Origin of the sequence: Paramesorhizobium endophyticum (genome assembly GCF_014640615.1) — a bacterium.
Classification (GTDB): Bacteria; Pseudomonadota; Alphaproteobacteria; order Rhizobiales; family Rhizobiaceae; genus Paramesorhizobium; species Paramesorhizobium endophyticum.
In genome coordinates, this window is sequence record NZ_BMHH01000011.1 from 15,199 (window position 1) to 37,709 (window position 22,511).

At 61.8% G+C, this 22,511-nt stretch carries 26 protein-coding genes; 4 read left to right on the forward strand and 22 right to left on the reverse strand.

The genetic code is table 11. The annotated features are described in order from the left end of the window. The first annotated feature begins 49 nt into the window (after positions 1–49). Entirely contained in the window at positions 50–652 is a 603-nt protein-coding gene (locus IEX53_RS13880; protein WP_188824781.1) for an acyl-homoserine-lactone synthase, read from the forward strand. Between the two features lie 36 nt (positions 653–688). Then, complete coding sequence (locus IEX53_RS13885; RefSeq protein ID WP_188824782.1) at positions 689–1,021, forward strand: PilZ domain-containing protein; 333 nt, start codon at positions 689–691, stop codon at positions 1,019–1,021. A 52-nt stretch (positions 1,022–1,073) separates the two neighbouring features. On the opposite strand, the gene IEX53_RS13890 is transcribed toward IEX53_RS13885, so the two are convergent. The 8 genes from IEX53_RS13890 to flhA form a co-directional block, all read right to left on the reverse strand. Continuing rightward, positions 1,074–1,973: an alpha/beta fold hydrolase gene (locus IEX53_RS13890; RefSeq protein ID WP_188824783.1), complete on the reverse strand. Its 900-nt coding sequence runs from the start codon at positions 1,971–1,973 to the stop codon at positions 1,074–1,076. Between the two features lie 4 nt (positions 1,974–1,977). Further along, positions 1,978–2,634: a DUF2239 family protein gene (locus tag IEX53_RS13895; protein WP_188824784.1), complete on the reverse strand. Its 657-nt coding sequence runs from the start codon at positions 2,632–2,634 to the stop codon at positions 1,978–1,980. A 520-nt stretch (positions 2,635–3,154) separates the two neighbouring features. Further along, positions 3,155–3,646 (reverse strand): hypothetical protein, encoded by a 492-nt coding sequence (locus IEX53_RS13900; protein WP_188824785.1) that lies wholly within the window; start codon positions 3,644–3,646, stop codon positions 3,155–3,157. Continuing rightward, positions 3,643–4,077 (reverse strand): flagellar protein FlgN, encoded by a 435-nt coding sequence (locus IEX53_RS13905; RefSeq protein WP_188824786.1) that lies wholly within the window; start codon positions 4,075–4,077, stop codon positions 3,643–3,645. Before IEX53_RS13905 ends, IEX53_RS13900 begins: the two co-directional genes overlap by 4 nt. Continuing rightward, on the reverse strand, positions 4,077–4,589 hold the full coding sequence (locus IEX53_RS13910) for a rod-binding protein (RefSeq protein ID WP_188824787.1): 513 nt from the start codon (positions 4,587–4,589) through the stop codon (positions 4,077–4,079). The genes IEX53_RS13905 and IEX53_RS13910 overlap by 1 nt, the downstream gene beginning before the upstream one ends. Before the next feature lie 50 nt (positions 4,590–4,639). Next, positions 4,640–5,029, reverse strand: coding sequence for a hypothetical protein (locus tag IEX53_RS13915; protein ID WP_188824788.1), 390 nt, complete (start codon positions 5,027–5,029; stop codon positions 4,640–4,642). A 10-nt stretch (positions 5,030–5,039) separates the two neighbouring features. Next, entirely contained in the window at positions 5,040–5,774 is a 735-nt protein-coding gene (fliR, locus tag IEX53_RS13920; protein WP_188824900.1) for a flagellar biosynthetic protein FliR, read from the reverse strand. A 267-nt stretch (positions 5,775–6,041) separates the two neighbouring features. After that, on the reverse strand, positions 6,042–8,132 hold the full coding sequence (gene flhA / locus IEX53_RS13925) for a flagellar biosynthesis protein FlhA (protein ID WP_236016194.1): 2,091 nt from the start codon (positions 8,130–8,132) through the stop codon (positions 6,042–6,044). A gap of 130 nt (positions 8,133–8,262) precedes the next feature. Between flhA and IEX53_RS13930 the strand changes: the two genes are divergently transcribed. Next, positions 8,263–8,541: a CopG family ribbon-helix-helix protein gene (locus IEX53_RS13930; RefSeq protein WP_188824790.1), complete on the forward strand. Its 279-nt coding sequence runs from the start codon at positions 8,263–8,265 to the stop codon at positions 8,539–8,541. Continuing rightward, a complete protein-coding gene (locus IEX53_RS13935) occupies positions 8,529–8,861 on the forward strand; it encodes a type II toxin-antitoxin system RelE/ParE family toxin (protein ID WP_188824791.1) in 333 nt (110 codons plus the stop codon). Before IEX53_RS13930 ends, IEX53_RS13935 begins: the two co-directional genes overlap by 13 nt. Here IEX53_RS13935 and fliQ read toward each other — a convergent pair. The 14 genes from fliQ to fliF all read right to left on the reverse strand — a co-directional run bounded on the left by fliQ (position 8,821) and on the right by fliF (position 22,432). Continuing rightward, positions 8,821–9,087 carry a flagellar biosynthesis protein FliQ gene (fliQ, locus tag IEX53_RS13940; protein WP_188824792.1) on the reverse strand — a complete coding sequence of 89 codons (267 nt, stop codon included), beginning with the start codon at positions 9,085–9,087 and terminating at the stop codon, positions 8,821–8,823. The genes IEX53_RS13935 and fliQ overlap by 41 nt on opposite strands. A 208-nt stretch (positions 9,088–9,295) precedes the next feature. Further along, positions 9,296–9,727 (reverse strand): flagellar hook assembly protein FlgD, encoded by a 432-nt coding sequence (gene flgD / locus IEX53_RS13945; RefSeq protein ID WP_188824793.1) that lies wholly within the window; start codon positions 9,725–9,727, stop codon positions 9,296–9,298. Further along, on the reverse strand, positions 9,724–10,182 hold the full coding sequence (flbT, locus tag IEX53_RS13950; RefSeq protein WP_188824794.1) for a flagellar biosynthesis repressor FlbT: 459 nt from the start codon (positions 10,180–10,182) through the stop codon (positions 9,724–9,726). Before flbT ends, flgD begins: the two co-directional genes overlap by 4 nt. Further along, positions 10,182–10,526 carry a flagellar biosynthesis regulator FlaF gene (flaF, locus tag IEX53_RS13955; RefSeq protein ID WP_188824795.1) on the reverse strand — a complete coding sequence of 115 codons (345 nt, stop codon included), beginning with the start codon at positions 10,524–10,526 and terminating at the stop codon, positions 10,182–10,184. Before flaF ends, flbT begins: the two co-directional genes overlap by 1 nt. A gap of 106 nt (positions 10,527–10,632) precedes the next feature. Next, positions 10,633–11,682 (reverse strand): flagellar hook-associated family protein, encoded by a 1,050-nt coding sequence (locus IEX53_RS13960; protein ID WP_188824796.1) that lies wholly within the window; start codon positions 11,680–11,682, stop codon positions 10,633–10,635. Between the two features lie 5 nt (positions 11,683–11,687). Continuing rightward, positions 11,688–13,097, reverse strand: coding sequence for a flagellar hook-associated protein FlgK (flgK, locus tag IEX53_RS13965; protein WP_188824797.1), 1,410 nt, complete (start codon positions 13,095–13,097; stop codon positions 11,688–11,690). Between the two features lie 130 nt (positions 13,098–13,227). Continuing rightward, on the reverse strand, positions 13,228–14,496 hold the full coding sequence (locus IEX53_RS13970) for a flagellar hook protein FlgE (RefSeq protein ID WP_188824798.1): 1,269 nt from the start codon (positions 14,494–14,496) through the stop codon (positions 13,228–13,230). A 254-nt stretch (positions 14,497–14,750) separates the two neighbouring features. Continuing rightward, positions 14,751–15,437, reverse strand: a complete 687-nt coding sequence (gene ftcR, locus IEX53_RS13975; protein ID WP_188824799.1) for a flagellar transcriptional regulator FtcR — start codon at positions 15,435–15,437, stop codon at positions 14,751–14,753. A gap of 222 nt (positions 15,438–15,659) precedes the next feature. Then, the gene (locus tag IEX53_RS13980) at positions 15,660–16,130 is read right to left on the reverse strand and encodes a transglycosylase SLT domain-containing protein (RefSeq protein ID WP_188824800.1); all 471 of its coding nucleotides are present in this window, start codon (positions 16,128–16,130) and stop codon (positions 15,660–15,662) included. Positions 16,131–16,179: 49 nt separating this feature from the next. Further along, positions 16,180–17,439: a flagellar hook-length control protein FliK gene (fliK, locus tag IEX53_RS13985; RefSeq protein WP_188824801.1), complete on the reverse strand. Its 1,260-nt coding sequence runs from the start codon at positions 17,437–17,439 to the stop codon at positions 16,180–16,182. Then, positions 17,436–18,647, reverse strand: a complete 1,212-nt coding sequence (locus IEX53_RS13990) for a MotC family chemotaxis protein (RefSeq protein ID WP_236016196.1) — start codon at positions 18,645–18,647, stop codon at positions 17,436–17,438. Before IEX53_RS13990 ends, fliK begins: the two co-directional genes overlap by 4 nt. Before the next feature lie 226 nt (positions 18,648–18,873). Then, complete coding sequence (locus IEX53_RS13995) at positions 18,874–20,064, reverse strand: MotB family protein (RefSeq protein WP_188824802.1); 1,191 nt, start codon at positions 20,062–20,064, stop codon at positions 18,874–18,876. Next, entirely contained in the window at positions 20,061–20,717 is a 657-nt protein-coding gene (locus IEX53_RS14000) for a hypothetical protein (protein WP_188824803.1), read from the reverse strand. Before IEX53_RS14000 ends, IEX53_RS13995 begins: the two co-directional genes overlap by 4 nt. Before the next feature lie 2 nt (positions 20,718–20,719). Then, on the reverse strand, positions 20,720–22,432 hold the full coding sequence (gene fliF, locus IEX53_RS14005) for a flagellar basal-body MS-ring/collar protein FliF (protein WP_188824804.1): 1,713 nt from the start codon (positions 22,430–22,432) through the stop codon (positions 20,720–20,722). Between the last annotated feature and the right edge of the window lie 79 nt (positions 22,433–22,511).

A 22,511-nucleotide genomic window follows, 5' to 3' on the forward strand; every position in this document is an offset into this window, starting at 1 on the left:
ACTCGTCAATCTCGCCTCAAGCAAGTCTTAAAGCGATTGAGGAGCCATCATGCTACACTATATTCACCCAGATCAACGGTCACAATACCGATCACTTCTTGAAGATTATTTTCGCCTTCGCAAAAATATCTTTCACGACAAGCTTGGATGGAGTGTAAAAATCACAGGAGACATGGAAAAGGACGTCTACGACACGATGGATTGTCTTTATATTCTCTCCACCGATGCAAAAGGAAAACTCCTGGGCGGCCTGCGCCAGATGGTTACCACCGGCCCGACCCTGACATGGGAAGCCTTCTCCGATCTCGTCCCTGACCGCACCAGCATCATGTCGCCGCGCGTGTGGGAGACCACCCGCTTCTGCGTGTCACCCGAAGCCTCGCATCTGAAATTCAACAGCGGCGTCAACCGCGTGGCCATCGAGCTCTCGCTGGGCGCCATCGAGTACGGCATCGAGCATGGCGTCCGCCGCCACATCGCCGTCTGCGAACGCACGGTATTCGAACTGTGCCGCTCATTCCGCGTCCCCTCGGAAATCCTCGGCTCCCGCATCGAGCCTAACGGTTCGGAAATTCTTTGTGTGGCATGGGAGGTCAACGAAGAATCCGCGGCGAGGCTGAAATGGGCAGGATCGATGGCACAGGTGGCATAAGGGCAATTTCCGCCATCTCATCGCGGGCGCCGCACGGTGCGTAATCCCTCGATAAACGAGAAACGCAGCTCTGAGCGCCGCCGTACGCGGCTGCGCTCGGGGAAGGTGGTCGATTTGACCGGCCGTTTCCTGATCGAATGCCAATTGCATGACATCGCCGGCGGAGGCGCGAAACTCCGCGTCGCCGACCCGCGCAAGGTTCCCGACCGTTTCTGGCTGTTCGACGATTTCTACGCCCGCGCCCTGATCGCCGAAGCGGTCTGGCGCGAGGGCCTCGAACTTGGCGTCCGCTTCCGCCACGACCCGGAAGTGCTGCCACTCAGCGAAACGCGCCTGGCGGAACTGGCCGGGAAATATTATTCGCTTTGAGTGATAGAGCAAATGCGGTTCTTTGGGTCCCTTTGCGCGCCTGGGTGTCGCTTCAGTGACTTGATGAGCGCCGAGCCGCCCGGTCAAAAGCTTCGACGACCGTATGATACAGCGCAGGCGGCAAATCATGCCCCATTCTATCCATCAGCATGAGGTCCGCATTCGGGATCGAAGCTGCGGTGTCTCGACCGCAAGCCGGATGGAATATCGGATCATCAGTACCATGAATAACGAGCGTTGGTGCGGTAATGGTCGCCAGGCGTGAGCGACGGTCACCGGCCACAGCCATGGCGGCGATCTGCCGTGCGGAGCCAGCGGGATCATAGGCGCGCCGGGTCTCCTCCAGGATGAGGAGGCGATGAGCCCTTTCGTCAAACGCATGGCCGCTGCCGGCGATGCGGCGTGCAAAGGCAAGCTTGTGTGCAAGGAAGCCGGTTTCGTCCGCGGCGGGATCCGGCGCCGGGCGCATCATCATCGCCATGACCTCGGGCGTGGCCCGGGGCAGCATGGGATTGCCCGTGCTCGACATGATCGAGGTCAGCGACAGCACCCGCCCGGGATACTTGTACGCCATAATCTGGGCGATCATCCCGCCCATCGAGCGCCCGATAACATGCGCCCTCTCGATGGCGAGGATGTCCAGCAGCCCAATGGCGTCCGCAGCCATGTCGTGGAGCATATAGGGCACCTTGGGTTGCTGCCCAGCCATCAGCGCTGCCGCCAGTGCACCGAAATCCGGCGGAGGGCACTGGTGAAAATGGGTCGAGTGTCCGCTGTCCCGGTTGTCGAACCGGATCACGCGGTAGCCGCGCGCCGCCAGCGCTTCGCAGAAAGGAACCGTCCACCGGATCATTTGCGTGCCTAACCCTGCGATCAGCAGGATCGCCTCGTCGGCCTCGTCGCCGAAACTGTCAAAGGCCAGATCGATCCCATTGGTCTTCGCGATGGCCATGATGCTATTCCGCTCGGAGTAAGGTTGAATGAGCCGGCACGCCAAACGTCAGGCGCAGGAGGTGCGACCGGATGTCTTGGGGCCAGTCCGCGATGCATTCCTCCAGCCTGGGGCGATCATCCGCGAAGAGCGCGCGCGTCGCCTCCTCGTAGCCCGGCATATCCCCCGCCATGGCCAGCATGAAGTGATAGGCGGCTTCCTGGGCGGAACGTTTCTGCTGTCGCGTTCCCCCGCTTCGGCGGGCCTCGTCTACCAGCCTTCTCAGGGCGGCAGATGCGCCACCCGGCTGAGCGGCCAGCCAGTCCCAGTGCCGCGGCAGCAGTGTCACCTCCCGCGCAACGACGCCCAGTTTTGGTCGCCCCCGGCCCCTTGGTTCGGAGCTCTCGTCCTTCGTGAGTTCAGCCGCCTCATCCGCACGGGGGCGGTAGCGCCCCGCCTTCATCCGAGGCGGCTGGGACAATCTCTCAACGATGTCGGCCTCGGACCCGCGCAGGTCCAGATCGATGACGCGGCCGGTCGCATCGTCGAAAACGAGGATCGCATTCGATGAGCGATTGTCGGTGACCGCTTTGACCGCGAGAGCCACCTCGACCAGCGGGCCGGAGAGGAGCAAGCGATGGCCGTCAAAGGCCGTGCAGGGTTTGGCAAGGAGGTCGGACATGTTCGGCACCATAAGTTAGGCGTCAATTACTACCCGGATAAAAAACTTGCGTCAATATTGCCCGGGTAGTATTCATGAAGGGTGTCCTGTAGGCACCGAGGCGATATGCAGTCGCCTCGCAACGGAGTGAAAGGTGAAAGGATGAAAAGCGAGGCGCGCAAGGCGGCGGTGGCAGCCTACAAACAACGCAAGGTCGTCGGCGGGGTCTATGCGGTTCGCTGCGCGGCTTCCGGCGAGACCTGGGTCCGGACATTGGCCCAACATCGAGACCATTCAGACCCGCCTGTGGTTCACGCTGCGACATGGCATCCACCCCAGGAGGGAGATGCTCGAGGCTTGGCGTCGCCACGGCGAGGCGCAATTCAGTTTCGAAATCCTGGAAAGGCTGGAGGATGAGCCATCATCTTATACGCGTGACTCGTCCTTGAAGGATCTGGCATCCCTTTGGCGGGAGAGATTGAAAGCCAAGCCGATATGAGAAGAGGAAATTCCAACTTCCGCTATTCACTTTCACTATCCACTACCCGCCATTCGCCAGCTTCTTCCCGATTCCCTTCATGTTCATCTCGCGGATTTCGTCCGACGACATATAGGTGAACTGCTCCACCAGAAGGTCGCGCACGACCGGCTCGGGGAAATGCCTGTTAATACCGTCGATGACGGATTTCTTCACCGTCTCGAAATTTACCTTCTCGACCTGCTTGGTGTCGGAATAGCTTCCGTAGAACTGCCGGAAGATTTCGTCCTTGATGAAATATTCCAGCGGAACGGTAATACGGCCCTTCGCCTTCGGATCGATCGTGTAGACCAGCTGCGCGATGACATAGCCCGCGACCGACCCGCCGCTCATGACCGGCACGCTGAACACGTCGGTCTTGTTATATTCCATCCCGCCGAGATAGCTCGCCTTCTCGTCTTTCCCCTCGGACGGCACTCGGTTCTTCGCCGTGAAGAACAGCGAGCCGAGAGCCACAACGCAAATCCAAAGGCCGATCAGTACGATGCGGATCATAGGGCTTGACCGGCCCTTGCATCGCGCAGCGTATAGGTGCCGTCCGCTTCATGCGTCTCGATGGCGGTGCGGATGATGTCGGAGAGCTCGCCCACGGCGCGCAAATGCAATTGCAGCGCATCGCAATTGCGCTCCAGCTTCTGCCGCAGCCGGTCGAGCAGCGGCTGTAACGTCCTAAGCGCCGATGCCTCCGCCCGCGCCGATGCCTTGTTCATCGCCCGGGTGAAATCGTAAAGCCCCCTGCTCTTACGGGCGTTGATTTCCACGAGGTCCGGATGCGCGCCTTCGAGCAGCATCTGCGTTTCCGTCTCGACCACCGTTTCCAGCCGTTCGATGGCGTTGACGACCGGCTTCAGCACGGCTTCGACTTCCGCCTGCTCCCTAGGCGTATCCGCGGCTTCGATGATGGCAAGCATGTTTTCAGATGTCATCAGACGTTTCCTTGAGCTGTCCGCGGCGTCGACTCCATATCCGCGTCGGTATCCAATTGTTGCTTGATGAGCTGGCGCTCGGCCTGGTGCAAAATGGCGGCTTGCGTGGTTCCGTCAGCCGCCCGCCTGCCCTGCGCCTCCAGCATGCGGGCAATGCCGATGCCGCCCGCATCCGCCATTTTTTCCGCAATCGCTTCCGCCATCATCGATTTCCAGTATTCCCCGGCGATGCCCTGCCCGAACACAGCATTTGCATCCTGCGGAAACATCGACTGCACGAAGGTCTGCAGCATGAACGCCTCGAACTTCGTATAGGCGGAAGCCGGCTTGGCGATTGTCGGCTTGAGCGCATCCGCGGGCACGGCCTCGACGGAGAAGGCCGGCGCGGACGGATCGGCCGCCATCCGCGATGCCGCGATGCTGCGCAGCCGCTCGACCGACGCCCGGTATGTTTCGGGATCGGCGGCATTGGCCACGTCGAGCACCAGATCTGACGGCGGACTTATCGCCATGTCGGTTCGTATCCCTTTCTCATCATTCGCAGCACTTTAAAGGCCCAAACTTACGGCAGGCTTGAGTGAGTTTGCTTTGCCGCAAATTCCTCGATGAGAAGCGCCAGCGCCTTTTTCTCATCCTCGCGCCGGCAGTCAGCCATGCGCTCCCGCAGCATTTGCGTGCGGCGCGAGGTCTGAAGCAGTTCCTGCCGCAAGCCGGTGAGTTCCTGCTCCAATTCGCCCTTGCGGCGCGTATTGGTGCTGATTCTCGCCAGGATCGCCGCCGGATCGACGAAATGCGCTTGGCCCTGATAGCGGCGGTCGAGCATCAAGAGCAGGTCTTCATTCTCAGAGACGATCCGTGTGAGCGTGCCGGTAAGGCTGCCAATGGCCATTTCCTGCCGCGCCTTCATCAGGGCCTGCAGCGCGATCATCTTCTTGAGGCTCTTCGCGTCCATCGAAACTCCCTCAGAAACTGCGCAGATGCTGGCCGATTTCGGCGTTGAAGAAGCTCAGCAGTTCCGGCAGCAGGAAATAGATGAGCGTCAGCCCACCCGCGAGCACGAAGGGCAGCGAGATGAAATAAACCGGGATCGTCGGCGTCAGCTTGTTGATGAGGCCGATTGCGATGTTGACCAGGATCGCGAAGACGATGAACGGCGCGGCGATGCGCAAGGTGCCGGTAAAGGCAGCCGAAAACGCGTCCGTGATATCCACCAGCGCCGCACTGGGCTTGAGCCCGCTATCAATGGGAATGACCGAATAGGAGGCGAGCAGAGCGCGCAACACCTCCAGATGCAGATCGGTGACGAAGAACAGGAACAGCGCCGAAAAGGTGATGATGCTGGCGATGATCGCCTGCGGCTCCGTCTCCTCGATGGCCGGGCTTGGCGATCCGGAATAGCCAATGGCCATGGCGATCACATTCGCCATGAATTGCAGCGCCCAGAAATAGATTTGCGCCAGAATGCCGATAAGCCCGCCGACGATGCTTTCCGTCACGATCATCCTGAGCAGCGTCCACGATTGCGCATTCGCCAGCGACCCCGCCATGCTTGCGCTCATCAGCGGCACCACCGCCAGCGAGCACGCAATCGCCAGGAACAGCCGCACCGACATGGGCACGCGTGGGCTCGATATGCCCGGCATGACCATCAGGCACGCCCCGACGCGGGCGAAGACGAGGAAGGCGGCGGGGACCATTTCGTTGATGGGGAGGGAGAGGAGAAATGGAGGCACGGTCAGCCTGCTCCATATCCGGTTAGGCTTGCGGCTGGAACACCCCCCTCTGCCCTGCCGGGCATCTCCCCCACAAGGGGGGAGATTACGCCTTCATCGGCGCTTGGTACCGATCGCAGACGTTGCAGGATGAGCGATGGTCGTTGCGTCAGCCAATCTCCCCCCTTGAGGGGGAGATGCCCGGCAGGGCAGAGGGGGGTGAATAGCGCAGTCATCGAAACCCAATCCACCCTACGAAATCGTCCCCAGCGCCTTCACCTCCACCCCGCGCGCAATCTCCACATGCGAAAGCACCGCCAGCGTGGCGAACAGGCGCTCGATGATCATGCGGATATAAGGCCGCGCTTCCGGCGAGGCGACGAGGACGAAGCGTTCGCCATTGTCCATATGCTTGCGGATCGCAGCGCTCGCTTCGGTGCCGAACTGTTCCAGCAGGCGCGGGTCGATGTCGAACTCGATCACCTCGCCCTTGGCGTCGCGTTTCAGGCTCTGGTGAAACACCATGTCCCAGCGATTGCCGAGCCTGAGCACGTTGAGCACGCCGTTCTCCGACAGATCGCCGCAGATCTGCTGCGCCATGCGCATGCGCACATGCTCCACGATCAGCTCCGACCGGCGCACATGCGGCGCGATTTCGGCGATGGCTTCCAGAATAAGATGCAGATTGCGGATCGACACCCGTTCCGCCAGCAGCAGCTTCAGCACCGCCTGCAAGCCTGAATAGGACAGATGCGCCGGGCAGATATCGTCGAGCAGCTTGCGATATTCCGGCCCGAGCCGGTCGAGCAGGATGCGCATATCCTTGTAGGAAAGCAGCTGCGCCAGATTGTTGCGGATGATCTCGCTTAAGTGAGTGAGCAGCACCGAGAGATTATCGACCGTCATATAGCCGTCGCGCTTCAGTTCCGCCGCAAAAGTCTCCGGCACGGAATAGGCGCGCATGCCGAAGGCCGGCTCGCGCATTTCCTCGCCTGGCACGGCGGGCGGCGTGCGCTCGCCCAGCACCACCAGCGTCTCGCCCACCCGCAGCTCATGCGATGCCACCGCCGTGCCATGAATTTTGATCCGGTAGACTTTCGGCGGCAAGCCGATTTCGTCCGTCACCTTGATCTCGGGGATGACGAAGCCGTATTCGAGCGCGAATTTCTTGCGCATCTTGTTGACGCGGTGGGCGAGTTCGTCCTGCTGCGCCAGAAGCCGGGTGGAGAGTTGCTTGCCGAGGCAAAGCTCGATCTGCGCCGTCTCCAGCGAAGCCTTAACCGAATTGCGCTCCTCGTCCTCCTTCTGCTTGGCCTTTTGCGCCACCTCCGCGTCCTCGTCCGCGCGGCGGCGGGCGGCGCGGCGCGGAATGGCGAAGCCGACAAAAGCCATGCCGCCGGCAAGCACGAAGAACGGAAACGCCGGCAGCCCCGGCAGCACGCCGAGCACGAAGAGCAGCAGCGCCGCGATGAACAGCGCCTTCGGATAAGCGCCGAGCTGGCCGAACACCGCCTGGTCGGTCGACCCGCGCGTGCCGCCCTTGGAGACGAGCAGGCCCGCCGCCAGCGACACGATCAGCGCCGGGATCTGCGTCACAATACCGTCGCCGACGGAGAGCTTGGTGAACACATCCGCCGCCTGCCCGACATCCATGCCATGACGAGTGACGCCGATGATGATTCCGCCGAAAATATTGACGGTGGTGATGATCAGACCGGCGATGGCGTCGCCGCGCACGAATTTCGACGCGCCGTCCATGGAGCCGAAGAAGGAGCTTTCCTCCTCCAGTTCGCGGCGGCGATGCTGCGCCTGCTTCTCGTCGATGAGGCCCGAGGAAAGGTCGGCGTCGATGGCCATCTGCTTGCCAGGAATGGCGTCGAGCGTGAAGCGCGCTCCCACCTCCGCGATACGGGTCGCGCCCTTGGTGATGACGAGGAAGTTGACGATGATCAGGATGCAGAAGACGACGATGCCGATGACGAAATCGCCGCCCATGACGAATTGCGAGAAGCCATGGATGACATGCCCCGCCGCCGTATAGCCCTCATTACCATGGGTGAGGATCACGCGCGTCGTCGCGATATTGAGCGACAGCCGCATCATCGTCGCGATCAGCAGCACGGTCGGAAACGCGGAAAAATCGAGCGGCCGCTGAATCCACAGCGAAACCATCAGGATCAGCACCGAAAAGGCGATGGAAAAAGCAAGGCCGATATCGAGAATCACCGGCGGGACCGGCAGGAACAGGACGGTCAGGATAATGACGATGCCGGCGGCAAAGCCGATATCGCTGCCGGTCAGGAATCCCTTCTCGCCGAACGTTTTTGTTGCGCCTTGCTGCACATTATTCTCCCATGCTGTTCGCCGAGAATAAACGGCGAAGCTTGCGCGAGGGATTCGGTCTGAATGGACAACCAGGCTCGGAAAGACTATAGTATCGTAAGGTAATACCTTTTGATACGGTGATGGCACCATGACAACAGCGACATCCGTCAAGCTTGACGATGAATTAAAACAACGAGTGCGCGATTTGGCCGATGTGCGTCAACGCTCGGCGCACTGGATCATGCGTGAAGCGATCCAGCAATATGTAGACCGTGAGGAAGCCCGCGAGAGCTTTAAGCAGGAAGCGTTGGCGTCCTGGGCTTCCTATCAGGAAACCGGCCTCCATCTGACTGGGCAGGAAGTCCGCGAGTGGTTGAACACCTGGGGCACCGATGACGAAAAGGCTATGCCTGAGTGCCACAAGTAATCATTACGCAATACGCGGCGGAAGGTTTGGAGCGCTGCCGCCGGTTTCTGGCCGCCAAGGTCCCGGAGGCGGTCAGGCGAGCCAGTCAAGCCATCGAGCGGCAATTCCTGCTCCTGGAAGCGACACCGGGCATAGGCCGGCCGTTTCCCGACATGCCGGAGTTGCGCGAGCTGGTAATACCGTTCGGAGATTCCGGCTATCTCGCGCTATATCGCCATGAACCGGTTGACGATGCGGTGTATGTACTGGCCTTCCGGCATCAAAAAAGCGGGATATTGATCAAAACCCCTTCTCAATCCTCGAATAGGCTAGCAGGGTGAAGGAATTGATCTGCGCGCCGACGAAGGGGGCGGTGAAGGCGAGGACAATGAAGATCACTACGATCTTCGGCACGAAGGTCAGCGTCATCTCCTGAATCTGCGTCAGCGCCTGGAAAAGCGCGATGCCGATGCCCGCGAGCATGGCGGCGAGCACCGCCGGGCCGGAAGCCGCGAGAACCGTCCAGATAGCCGAATTGATGATGTCGAGCGCGTCGGCTTCGTTCATGCTGTTTCCTGGTGCTTCTGTCGCCAAGCGCCCTCGCCCTTCGAGGCTCGCTTCGCGAGCGCCTCAGGATGAGGGCTACGGGAAGCGCTGGCTCCCTTCCCCCTCATGGTGAGGTGCGAATGGACCATGAGGAGCGACCCTGAGCCTGTCGAAGGGAAGCCCCGAAGGGGAATGAGCCTCGAACCACGAGGGAGAAGGGAGCCAGCGCTTAACTGATCGTCACCCCTGATGTAATCGGCAACTCTTTCCCGTCGGCGAGCTTGGCGAGCAGGCTGCCGTCCTGCTGGATGAGCACGGACTTCACCTGGCCCGTCGTATTGCCGTCCGCACTCGTGACCGTGTGGCCGATAAGGCTGTCCGCCTGCGAGAGCAGGGAATTGCCGAGCAACTTCTCCAGCTTGCTGTTCATCTGCACCGCCTGTTCGACATTCGAGAACGTCGCAAGCTGCGAGACATATTGCGTGGAATCCATCGGCTGCGTGGGGTCCTGATTCTTCATCTGCGCCACGAGCAGCTTGAGGAAGGACTGGTAATCCGCCGACGCCGCCCCTGATGTCGCCTCGTTGGTGGTCTTGGGCGTGTTCTGCGTAGTGGTGTTGGTGTTCGTCGTCGGGTTATAAACGCTCGGTGTCGTCGTCATGCCATTGCCTCCGCGGGCTGATTTTTCGATTCAGGTTTGCGCTCCGTCTCACCGCCGGTCATGATCCGCGCCTCGCCGGGATAAAGCCCGCGCAGCGTCTTCAGCGCCTCGAAGATACGGTCCTGATGGACGAGCTCGTCGACCAGCTTCAGGCCCTTCAAAATTTCCGCATCCTCGAATGCGCCAAGCGTCGCCTTGAGCATGGTGTTGAACGTCGCGCGCGCCTTTTCGGCAAGCGCCGGCTCGATCAGCATGGTCTGCGCGGCGAAATAGAGCTGCTTCAAAGGCGTCGTCGTCTGCTCGGGCTGCAGCACATGGCTTTCGAGAAGGAAGGTGGCGTTGTTGAGCAGTTCCAGTGAAACCTTGCGGTCGGCGCGCAGCACCGCGCCATTGATATAGATCTTCTCACCGGCTCGAAGCGAAAGGCGGATGGTATTCTTCGGCGCGGGTGCCATTAAAGACTGTCCCTGATCGTGCGGGTGATGTCGATGATGGTGTCGTAATCCTCGGACTGCCCCTGCCTGATCCGCTCCAGCTCCTTGAGGATGAAGATGCCGATGGAGATGATCGCGGCGCGCAATTCCTTCGGCAGGGCGTTCTCGGCGCTGCCCAGATCTTCGATCAGCGTGGTCCAAAGCCGCATCGTGAAATAGCCGGCATCGATCGCCTCGCGCGATGATGCCCCTTTTTCGCGCGCCTCCACCAGCATGTCGATGCAGCGGTCGAAGAGCTGGCGCTCGCGCTCCTTGGCGCTTCCGGCATCCTCACTCATCACATCTTCATAGCGCATCTGGTACATGGCGTCTCCCGGGGCATTGCGATAAGAAAAACCTCAATATAATTAAGTGTTCTTCATGTTTTACTTGATGTGTTATTTTGTATACTTGAATCGATACATCAAAAATCTACTTCAAGTAATTGAGAAGACTCAAGCTCATCAGCCGCGCGGTCATTGCATAGGAGGTGTCGAGCTGGGTCTGCAGCGCGGTGACGCGCGTTGCCGCCTCGTAGGGATCGACCGCTTCCAGATCGAGGACCGAGTTGTTGAGGATGTTGAGCTGGGCCGCGATACGGGTATTGGCGCTCGCCGTGCGGTCCTGCGCGATGCCGAGGGTCGATTGCGACTGCGACACCCCGGTAATGGCTTCAGTCGTGCTCGTCAGGGCCTTATCGACAAGCGCATTGAAGGCCCCGTCGCTGAGGCCGATACCGCCCAACTCCGCCACCATGGCGAAGCTCATCGCCGCCTTGCGGAACCCTGAATCATTGGCGCTGACGGAGGTTTCGGCGAGTTCCGTCGGGGCGATACGGCTCTTGATCACATCGCTCGATGCCTGCGACCAGTTCTCGCTCCAATTGGCCTCGCTGAACTCGTCCGCAAAGGCCCCGTCGAGGAATTCCGTCATCTGCTCGCCCGTGATGCCGGCCACCTGCGGATCGTCCATGCCGAAGCCGAAATGATCCTCGAACGCCTGCTGGACAGATGCTCGCGCGGTACTGCCATCGGCATAATAATCAGCGACCGGCTTCACATCCGTATTGACGCCGGAGAAGATATATTCGCCGTTGAAGCTGCTGTTGAGCAGGCCCGTCATCGTCTGCAGGCCCGCCTTGGCACTCTCGACGATGGTGGTCTTGCCTTCGGGTGTGGAGGTCGCGCCGGTCAGATTGGCGAGATATTTCTGCGATTCCTTGATGACGTCGCTGATCGCCGTCTGCGAGGTCTTCATGCGCTCGCCGGTGAGCTTGTTCATGTCGCTGAGCGAGGTCAGCCGGTCATATTCCTTGCGCAGCGAGATGGTCTGGCCCGCGCGCGAGCCCAGCGCCAGCCCCACGTCGAAGACGGTGCCGGTGGTGGCTTCCTTCTGCGCCTTGATGAGTTCGGCCTGCGCCTTGGAAACCACCGAGCGAAGGCTGCTGTTAAGTGCGTAGGTGGAAACTGATTGAGCCTTCATGGGCCTTACCTCACCGCATTGAGGAGATCGTCGAGCATGGCGCCGACGGTTGAAAGAATCCGGCTTGATGCGCTGAACGATTGTTCGATTTCGAGCATCAGCGCCATTTCCTCATTGATATCGACGCCCGTGGCATTGGAGAGCGCCTCTTCCGCCCGCGAGGCGATGATGGCGTTGTAGTCCTGGTTTTCCGTCACGATCTTGCGCTTGCCCTCGAGCCAGCCGGAGGAGGCAGCGCTGTAATCGACGATGCTCAGATTCGTGCCAAGGCCCGCCGCGGTATCGAACGGGCGCTTCTCCCCCATGAGGCCGATCAGCTGCTGCAGCCGCCCGGAGAAGCCTGAGGCATTGTCCTTGTTGTAGATGTCGTCATGCCCGTCGCGCAGCAATTCCGGATTGCCGCCTTCGGAGCGGATATAGTCTGAGGGGACATGGATCGTCCCCGCCGCGCCCGGCTTGGTCATATCGCCGGTAACGCTGAAAAGCCCGGTCCGCCCGCCCTCTTCCGAGAAGATGCCGACAAGGCCGCGCGCCATTTCATCGAGCTGGCTCTGATAGTCCGGAGCGATCTGGTCGCGCAGTTGGAGGAGGCCCGAGAGTCGTCCCGTGCCGTAGGGTTGGTCGAACGTGCCGTGCGACAGCGGCACGCCATCCACATAGACATTGTTGCCGCTCGTGCCCGGCGCGAAGCCCGGCGTCGGCTCGAAGCTCACCTGGCGCGCCGTTTTTTCGAACAGCGTCACCCCGTTGTCGGCGAAGATCACCATGTCGTTGTCGCTGCGCGTCATCGTCGTGATGCCGATCTCGCCCGACAGATCCTTCAGGATCGCGTCCCGCTGGTCGAGATAGTCGGAGACATCGGCCCCTGAGCGCGTGCCATTGACGATCTTGCCGTTGACCTCTTCGAACCGCGCCAGCAGCTGGTTGATGCCATCGACCGAGGTGGCGATATCCTGGTCCGCATCGGCGCGCAGCTGCTGGATTTGCGTCGTGCCTTCGTTGAGCGCCTGGGCGAGTTGCACGGCCTTGTTGACAGCCATGTCGCCCGTCGTGCCCTGCCCCGGCTGCGTGGCATAGGTCTGCAGCGCATCGCGCAGGTCGCCGATGAGCGCCGCGGGCGATCCGGCATAGTCGTTGGCGGAATAGAGCGAGGATAGCCGGTCGAGCCCGGCGGCGAGCGTGTCCGAGGCCATGGTCTGGCTGTTGGCCTCGATATAGCGCGTGAGCAGCGCCTCGTTCGCCGCGCGCCCGACATTCACTGAGAGCGAGCCATATGCACCCGACACCAGCGAAGAGGTGCGCCGGACATAGTTTGGATCGCTTGCGCCCGCGATGTTCCGGGAGACGACCGCCGTCTTCTTCGACGCTGCGGCCAGGGAATTCTGGGCCGTAAGCAATGCAGAACTAAGTGACATTTTTGATCCAATCCCCGCCAGTATTGGAAGCATTTCGTGGCGAAATCCCGGTATTCGGTCTCAAAATCCCGGCGAAATCTTGTTTAAAGGAAGGCCGGGCGCCCGCACGCCCAACCCTGAGGTTGTAGAACTATCGTTTGAGGTTGACGAGCACATCCATCAAATCCGCCCCCGTCTGGAAGGCCTTGGAATTGGCGGTGTAGCTGCGCTGCGCCTCGATCATCTCGGTCAGCTCTTCGGCGATATCGGCATTCGATTCCTCGAGCGCGCCGGAGGAAATGCTGCCAAGGCCGTTATCCTGAGGAAATCCGAGTTGGATATCGCCGGAGTCCGCGCTGGGCGAATAGACGTTGCCGGAGAGGACCTTCATATTGTCCGGACTTGCAACATTGCCGAGCGGAATACGGTAAATCTCGCGCTGGCTGCCGTTCTCGTAGAGCGCCACCACCGAGCCGTCATCGCTGATATCCACGCTCTTGATCGCGCTCGGACCCTGCCCGTCGATCTTCGCTTCATAGACCGTGTATTTGCCGCTGAGTTGCTTCGTCGCGGACAGATCGAGATTGAGCGTCTGTCCGCCCGGAATATCGATCTCGAGCTTGCCGCCGGTCAGGTTGTTTCCACCCGTCAGCTTGCCCGTGTCCGGGTCGAAGGCCATGGTGGAGGTTTCAAGCAGCCCCCCCTCCGAATAGGGAAAGCCGCCACTGGCCGATGCCTTCGACTGGTCATAGACCGCGACCTGCCAGGTGTTGTCGGCGGTCTTGGTGTAATAGACGTCAAGCACGACCGCCTTGCCGAGATTGTCAAAGGCGACGAGCGAGGTCTTGTTGGTGAATTTCGAATTGGCGTCGTTCGCTCCAGCCGCGGGCGGCGGGGTGATTTCGGCATCCGCCGGCAAATTGACCGTGAATTTGCCGTTTCGGCTTGGATCAGCGACCAGATCCATCTGTGCGATGTTGATCTTCTCAAGTCCCTGGAAGCCGTTGGCGACGTTATTCACCTTGCCGTCAACCACCGGATAGCCCATCAAATAGTAGCCTGCGGTGTTCTGCAAAAAGCCGTCTGGATCCTTTACGAACGAGCCCGAGCGCGTCAGGTATGGTGTACCGTTCGCATTGCTGACGACGAAGAAGCCATTGCCGTCGATGGCAAGGTCGGTCGGCGAATCCGACGGGCGGATGCCGCCCTGGTCGGAAATCCCATAGCGCACATCGGTCTTGACGCTGCCGGAATTATACTGCCCGTCCGTGCTCGGCAGCACCAGCGAGGAGAACTGCGTGTTGGCGCGCTTGTAGCCGGCGGTGGAGGAATTGGCGATGTTGTCGGCGACTGCCGAAAGCCGGTTCACCTGGGCATTCATGCCCGAAACGCCGGTACGCATCATTCCATAAAGGCTCATAGGTGTCTCCTGGAGCATTCGCAGCCAGGCCGGGCCGGGCATCGCGCAATGCGTAAAACCAAACTTGGGAATCCCGGAATCCGAGGCTAGTCCACGGCGCTTGCGTGAACCTGATGCCCCCCTAGTATCGTGATTTCGAAGTTCGCTTGGTTTCGATATCGACCTCGAGAACTTCGAAATCACGATACGAGTCGGATACTCACGATTTACTGGGAAAGCGGCACATGGGCAGGCCGGGAAACCGGCCCGGCGAATTACTCGATGTTGATGCAGTAGCCGAGGAAGCGCTTGGAATCGATGGGATCGTAACCGAGCCGCTCCCGAAGCTTCTTGCGCAGCTTGCTGATATGGCTTTCGACCACGTTCTCCTCGACTTCCGCGTCGAAGATTCCGTAGATCGCATTGAAGATCTGCGTCTTGTTGAGCCGGCGGCCGCGATTGGCGATCAGATATTCCAGAATGCGCCGCTCGCGCCGGGGCAGGATGAACTCCACGCCGTTGACCTGCGGATCGCGCCCGTCGGAGAAGACGCGGATCGGCCCGACCTGCGTGCTCGCCGCCTCGCCTTTCGCCGCATCCACGCCCGCCCTGCGGCGGATGGCGTTGATGCGCGCCATGATCTCGCGGACATGCACGGGCTTGCGCACCACATCGTCGACACCCGACTGGAAAAGCTCCAGCGTATGCTCCAGCGATTGCGTATCGTTCACCGCGATAACAGGCGCGGGAGAGCGCTCACGTATCTTGAGTGGAAGGTGGTTGCGATTGGCGCATTCGCCAATCAGGAAAGCTTCGACCGCCAGAATATCGCTCTGCGCGACGCTGTCGACCCAGTCGCCGAAATCCGTTGGAGAAAAACCTGTCGTTGAAATGCCTTCACGTCCGAACCATGCGGAATATCCGCTGGTCACTAGGTTGCGTTCGTCCACAACCACAATCATCGGCCCGCCTCCGAATCAGTATGTGCCCCGTATGGTTAACGGATAACTGGCGCGATGACTCGCCAGCAATCCCAATTAATTGGGGGCAATGATTTGGAGGGCGGAGTGAGTCAAAAAAGCCACAGGGACCGAAGGAGCCAGGAACAAGAACGCTTGTCATTCTAGCTATATAAAACTGTAAGGAGCGATGGAATTCACATTTAGTGACAGCAGGTTACCTGACTATTCGAAGCAGAATTTCCGCGCCTGCGCCGTCCAGTTTCCGAAGCCCGTCGCTACCATATTCTCCATCACGCGGCAGACATATTTCTTCTGGGCCGGGTTGTTGTTGGGCCCGGCATGGTAGCGGGCCACCGCCAGCGTCCAGCTGCCCTCGCGCGCGCGAAGCTCTTTCAGGAACCGCGCCGCGTAATCGACATTGGCGCGGGGCTCCAGCATCTGCGCCACCGAGGGGAACTTGTTCCCGTGGAAGTAGTGGTTGATCTGCATGCAGCCGAGGTCGATCAGCTTCGCCCCCTGCCTCTGCGCTTCGCGAAATCCGAGCAGCGCCGCCGATGCCGAGGGGAAGAATTTCGCGCTCCCCTCGATGTTCATCGCATAGGGCTGCAGGGAATTCTTGCGCCCTGTTTCGGTCAGCCCCACTGCATAGAGAATGCCGATGGGGATGCCGTATTTGGCCGAAGCCTTGTGCATCTCCCGCTCGCAGGAATTTTCCGCCCGCGCCGGGAGAGGCGCCAGCAGGCTAGACCACAAGACCGCGATCGAGACGGCGGCCCAAAGGCGCGTCCACGGCTGCGGACGTCCCGCCCCGCTGCGCTTTTTCATCATCCATCCACGACCCGCGCTCGCCCCGGTTGCCATTGCCCTCTCCCTGCATCTGGGTCTGCGCCTGTCCGCCATTGCGCCCGCCGGACTGGTCCTGCGCGCCAAAATTCTGCTGTCCCTGCTGGCCGCCTCCCATATTCGCGGTCGAGGAATTGGCCCGCTCCGTCACCGTGACGGAGACGACGGCATTGTCGCCGAGGCCCGTCGACTGCAGCGCCTTGCTCAGCATGTCGCGGTCGGCGGCAAGCCGCTCCGCCGTGTCGCGCCGGTCCGCCATCAGTTCCACCTGCATACCCTCAGGGACGAGCCGGAGCCGCGCGGTGACGGTTCCAAGGTCCTCCGGCTGCAGGCGGATGTGAAGCGTTTTGGCGACACCATAGCTGCGCTCCGAGATGACATCCACGCCCGCGATATGCATGGGCTGCCGGACGGGCGCAGCCGCGCTAGCGGGCGCCTGTGGGGCAGCGGAAGCGCTTGGCGCGTTGCCCGTGCCTTGCGTGGCTGGCTGCACCCGTTCTGCACTGGACACCGCATCGTTCCGTACAGGCTGGCTGGGCGCATCCGGCTGAGGATCTCGCGGCTCACCCTTCGTCTCCTCCTGCGGGCTCGCCGCCTCCGCCTTCGGAGACGCTAGGCTATTCGTCGCGGGAGCATCACCGCCCGGCTGCGGTGCGACATCCGCATGACCAGCCTGCTTCTTGCTCGCCTGGGGTTCTGCCCGTTCCATGGGCTTCACGCGCTCGGCCTTGGGATCGTCAGCGTCCCCAGCACGTGCCGCATCGACAGGAATTTCATCGACCGTATCGTCGGCGGGGGCTTTCTTCTTCCCCTCCATGTCGGGCAAGAGGAAATCCGCTTCCGCGCTCACCGCCGCCGTTTCCGTGCTCCTGGTCAGGAAGGGATCGAGCGCCAGCATGGCCTGCGCCGCGAGCGCCGAGAGCGGATCGGGCTCCCGCGTCTCAGGCTTGCCATCCTCGGCTTCCGCTTCTTCCAGCTTCGAGACCCGCTTGCCGCGTGGCTCCACTTTGTCCGCCATCTCCCGCACCAGCGCCTCGAAACCGCCCGCCTGCTTTGGATCGGCATCCTTTTCATTGGCATGAAGTGCGTGCTTGCCGCCGGTGCGCGCGGCGTGGGCGGGGGGCTGCGTCATCTGGGGCAGGATATCCTTGATCGTCATTGCGTCTTTCCCAAAAGCCGGTCGATCTCGGCCAGCTTTTTCTTCGTCTCGTCCATGGTCTCCTGCACCGCGCTATCGACTGGCGGGGTTTCCGCGACCGGCTCGATCCATTCGGGGCGCGCCTCCTCCTTATCAGCCGAAGCAGGAACCGGCCTTGCGGAAGGCTCCCGCACGACGCGCCCCGCCATCGCCTCCGCCGCGTCGAGCAGCCGCTGGTCGCGCTCGTGGAGCCGGTCCCTCGGGATTTCCGAGAGTGTGCGGATCGCCTCGCTCGCTCCGGTCGAGGCAGCCGCGCTCGCCGCCGAGTAAAGCCGCGCCTGCGCGTCGTCGAGGCCCAGTCGCTGCGCCAATTCCACTGCCTTCGCTGATGTGAACCGCGCGCGCTCCATCTGCCCGTCGAGCAGCGCGCCACGCGCCACGCGCAGGTAGAACGCCCGCTGCGCCATGGGGCTGGCGAACCGCATCAGTTCGGCAATGTCGTCGTTGGAAATGCCGTCCTTCAACTGCATCAGCGCATCGACAAATTGCAGGTAGAAATCCTCTGCATAGGGCGAACGGGAGAAGCGCTGGAGATAATTGCGCGCCAGCAGCTTCACCCTGCCCGCATCCCTCAGGCGCGCCGCGGTCTTGAGGCTGCGCCGGATCGCCGCCTCCTCGAAAAGCGAGCCCGGCACCGACACGCGGATCGTGTCGAGCCGCTTCAGCGCCAGCGCCGGATCGCTGGAAGCAAGCGGCGGCGAGGTCACCAGATAGATCGAGGCCACCAGTTCCGGCGGAAGGCCTGGCGGCAGCGGCTCGGCGAACTGCCTCACCGCCTCCGCCGTATTGGCATCCGTATAGGCGAGCGCGCCCGCCACCAGCCGCGGCGCGAGCATCTCGGGCGGCGCATCCTTGAGAATGCTCCGCACCACCTCCGGATTGCCGCCATTGAGCAGATAGATCACCGCCGCATGGAGGTTTTCCGGCTGCGACCACACATCCGAAGGGCTCGCCTGCATCTGCCCCGCAATGCGCGTCAGCACCCGCCCCAGCATCGCCAACGCCTCCGGCTTCCCCGCCACTACCTGGTCCTGCAGCATGCGCAACGAGCGGACGAGTTGGTAGGGTTCCAGCTTGGGCAAGGGCGAGGCGGCGAAAGTGCTGGTGGCGAGGAGCGAGGTGGAGGCGGCGAGGAGGAGGATATGCAGGGAGCGCCGGAGGCTGTTCATGAGGATGCTCTCCGCATGAACGGAAACGTCGGCGGGACAGTACCCCCCTCTGCCCTGCCGGGCATCTCCCCCACAAGGGGGGAGATTGGCTGTGACTTCCGCTTTCGCCAATCGCCAATGCAAGCCGAACTAAGCGCCGTCACCGATGAAGGCCAATCTCCCCCCTTGTGGGGGAGATGCCCGGCAGGGCAGAGGGGGGTGTGCAACGTTTCCATCCTCACCACCTCTACGGCGCCGTCTTCAAAAATATATCGATCCGCCGGTTCTCCGCCGCATTCGGATCGCCAGCCTTTTTCGGCTGCCTGTCGGCATAGCCCTCCACCCGCAGCACGCGCTTTTCATCCAGCCCGCCGCGCACCAGCATATAATAGGCCATCTGCGCGCGGGCGGAGGAGAGCCGCCAATTGTCATAGGTGGCGCTCTTGAAGGGCCGTGCATCCGTGTGGCCGCTGATGATGACGTCGCCCTTGCGCTCCGAGATGATCTTCGCGATCTTCTCCATCACCTCGATCACGCGCCGGTCCGGCTTGGCAGAGCCGATGGCGAACATGCCATAGTCGATCTTGTCGGTGAGCTGGATCAGCACGCCGCCCTCGGCAGGCACGACGGTAATGTCGGGGCTGTTCCCGGTCTTCGCGCCGGCAGTGGCCTCGGCGATATCCTTCACCAGCTTTTGCGCTTCCGTGCCATTAGCACTGCCCGCGCCCTGCTGCGCTTTTGCCGAAGCGGCCCCCTCGCTCTTCTCTTCCTTCGCAGGCTCGTCCTTGGGCTTGTCGGCAGCGCCCTCCTGCTTCTCCGCCCCATCCTTCCCGGCCTCGCCCGTCTCCTTGGCTGCCTTCGGCGGCGCAGGCTCGGCGATGGCGGGGAAAAGCTCGTCGTCGGCGCGGTTCGACCAGTAATCAGGATTGAAGGGGTCGCGAAAGGCCTTGCCGCCCTCCGATCCCGTCAGCGGCCCGGCAACGCTCGCGCCGCCCTCGCCCGCCTTCGACTGGTTCTGCAACACGCCGCTCTGATTGGCGATGTCGGCGAGCACCGCATAGGGCTCTTTGAACATCAGCCGCTCTTCCGCTTCCGTCGGCACCTCGGATTTCTGGTCATTGATGACCTTGGTGCCTTCCTCGGTCTTCTTCTCGCTGTCGAAGCGGACCTTGCCGTCGTTCTGGTCGATCTCCTCGACGCCCTTGCGGCTCGAATGCCGGTCCACCAGCTTGACCGGGTTGAAATAGCTCGCCACCGCCGCCTTGGTTTCCTCATTGGTGGCGTTGATCAGCCACATGACGAGGAAGAACGCCATCATCGCGGTCATGAAATCCGCATAGGCGATCTTCCAGGTGCCGCCATGATGCTCGTCGTGATCGTCGCCATGGCCCCGGCGCACGATAATGATTTCGCGATCGGTCTCGGGGTCCCGGTTCATCGGATCAAAACTTTCAATTCTGCGAGGATTGGCGCGAGCCGCGTTTCGATGACTTGGTTGTCAAGCCGCAGGCTGAGTTCCGCCGCATTCGCCTCGATGGGAATGAAATTCTCGGATGCGAAGCCCTCGAGGCCGTGCAGCGCGTCGAGAAGGTCGCGCGGCCCCCGGATTTCCATGCCCATGGCGGCGGGAAGGCACGCCGTAACCTGCCGCGCGAAATCTGCCACCGCCGCCCGCTCGATATGCGCGGCAATGAGCGGCTCGATCAGGTCCGCCAACTGGCGCGAGAAGGAGGCTTCCAGCGTTTGAAGCGCCGTCTCCACCTGCGCCGTCAGCCGGTCCGCTGTCTCGCTTAGGACGGATGCTCGAATGCCCGTCATCTCCTCCTCATGCGCGCGCTGCAGGCGCTGCTTCTCCGCCTCGTAGAGCGCATCCGCCTCCGCCCGGCCCGCTTCGCGCCCCGCCTCGAAAGCCTGCTTTACCTGCAATTCGACATCGACCGCCGCTTCGAACGCCTGTTCAGCGCTGGGCTCGTCCAACTGCTCCGGTTCCGGCTCTTCCTCGCGCAAGGCGGACAGGATCACCACCCGCTCGTCGGGAATCCGCCGCGGCGAAAAGTCGGTCAGGAAACTGGCGATGGAAACGGCGCTCATCGTCAGGCGGCCTTGCGCTCGGTTGCCTCGGGCTCGAAGCGCCGCTCGACCGGCGCGTCTTCATGCACCCATTGCTTCAGCACCGCCGCCACGCGCTCCTCGTCCATCTCGATCATCTGCTCCAGCCGGTAACGCGCCGGGGCGCGCATTCGCTGGCGAAGGTCGCCAAGGCTCTCCTGCGCCTGGGCGGCGTAATTCGTCGGGCCGGGCAGCGCAGCCTCGCCGGCATTGGCGAGTTGTCCCGTGCCGGTGAAATCGGGAATGGCGACATCGCTGCCCTCGCGCTTGGCGACAGCCTGCACATTGGAAACGGCCATTTCGCGCATCAGCGGTCGCGCGCCGAACCAGATGATCAGCACCACCGCGCCGATCAGCGCCGCGGCATTGATGAGGCTGCCGGCCTGTGACAGCAGCATCTCCGATACCGGCTTCGAAAGCGGCTGCAGATCCTCACCCCTGGCGTCGAGGAAGTTGAGCGCCGTCACATTGACCACGTCGCCGCGCTGGGCGTCGAGCCCCGCCGCCGTGGAGACGAGATCGCGGATCTTCGCCACCTGCTCGTCGACGAAATTGGCGGGCGGCGGGTTGGTGCCCGCCGAGGCGAGCAGCCGCGCCTGATCCACCACCACGGCGATGGAGAGCCGCTTGACCGAATAGCCGTCGCTCACCGTCGAGACGGTCTTGCTGTTGATCTCGTAATTGGTCAGTTCCTCGCGGCGCTCATTCTTCTCCGACGAGCTTTCGCCGTTCCGGCTCTGGATTTCCTCCTGCGGGATGTTCTGTTCCACGCCGGTGGCGTTGTCGTCCTTGGAGTTCTGCGAGGCGGCATTCTCGCGCACCACGCGCACGGAGCGTTCCACCCGCGATTCGGGGTCGTACACCGTCTCGTTGACCTGCCTGCGGTCGGTATCGAGCGCCACCTGCACGCTGGTCTGGAAATGGCCTAGCCCAAGATAGGGCGCGAGCGCCTTGCGGATATTGTCGTCGATGGAGGCGGAGACCTGCGCCTCGAGCGTCGCCGCCGCGACCGCCGCGCCGTTGGTGGCGCTATCGCTGGAGGCAAGCAGCCGCCCATTGGTATCCATCACGGTGATCGCGGCGGCATCGAGCGAGGGAACGGCGGCGGCAACGAGCTGACGGATCGATTGCGCCGATTCGACTGCAAAACCGCCCTCTGTACGGATCACCACGGAAGCGGAAGGCTTCTGGTCGCCGCGCCGGAAGCTGCCCTTCTCCGGCAAAACGATATGAACGCGCGCGGCCTTGATGCCCCGGATCGCCTGGATGGTGCGCGCGATCTCGCCTTCGAGCGCACGCACGCGGGTGATTTCCTGCATGAAGGAGGTGAGGCCCAGCGAGCCCATATTGTCGAAAAGCTCGTAGCCGGCATTATTGCTGGTCGGCAGGCCCTTTTCGGCCAGATGCATGCGCGCCTGCTCCGCCTTGCCGAAGGGAACGAGGATGGAGGTGCCGTCCGACTTCACGTCGAAGGGTATTCCCGCCTCGCCGAGCGCCATGCCCATGCGGTTCACATCATCGCGGTTGAGGCCGACATAGAGCGTCTCATAGGCGGGCTGGCTGAAATAGAAGCTGGAGAAGAGGATCGTGCCGAAAAGCGCCGCGCCGACGAGGCCCAGCGCGATCAGCCGCTTCGTCCCGAGCCGGGCGAGCGCCCCTGAAAACTGTTCGAGAAACTGCCGGAAATTCTTCTGCATCGCATCCTGCCGCCACATTACAGGACGGACAGTAGAGCGCGAAGCTTGCGCGAAGGTGGTTTCGGCAGAAATAGCTAAG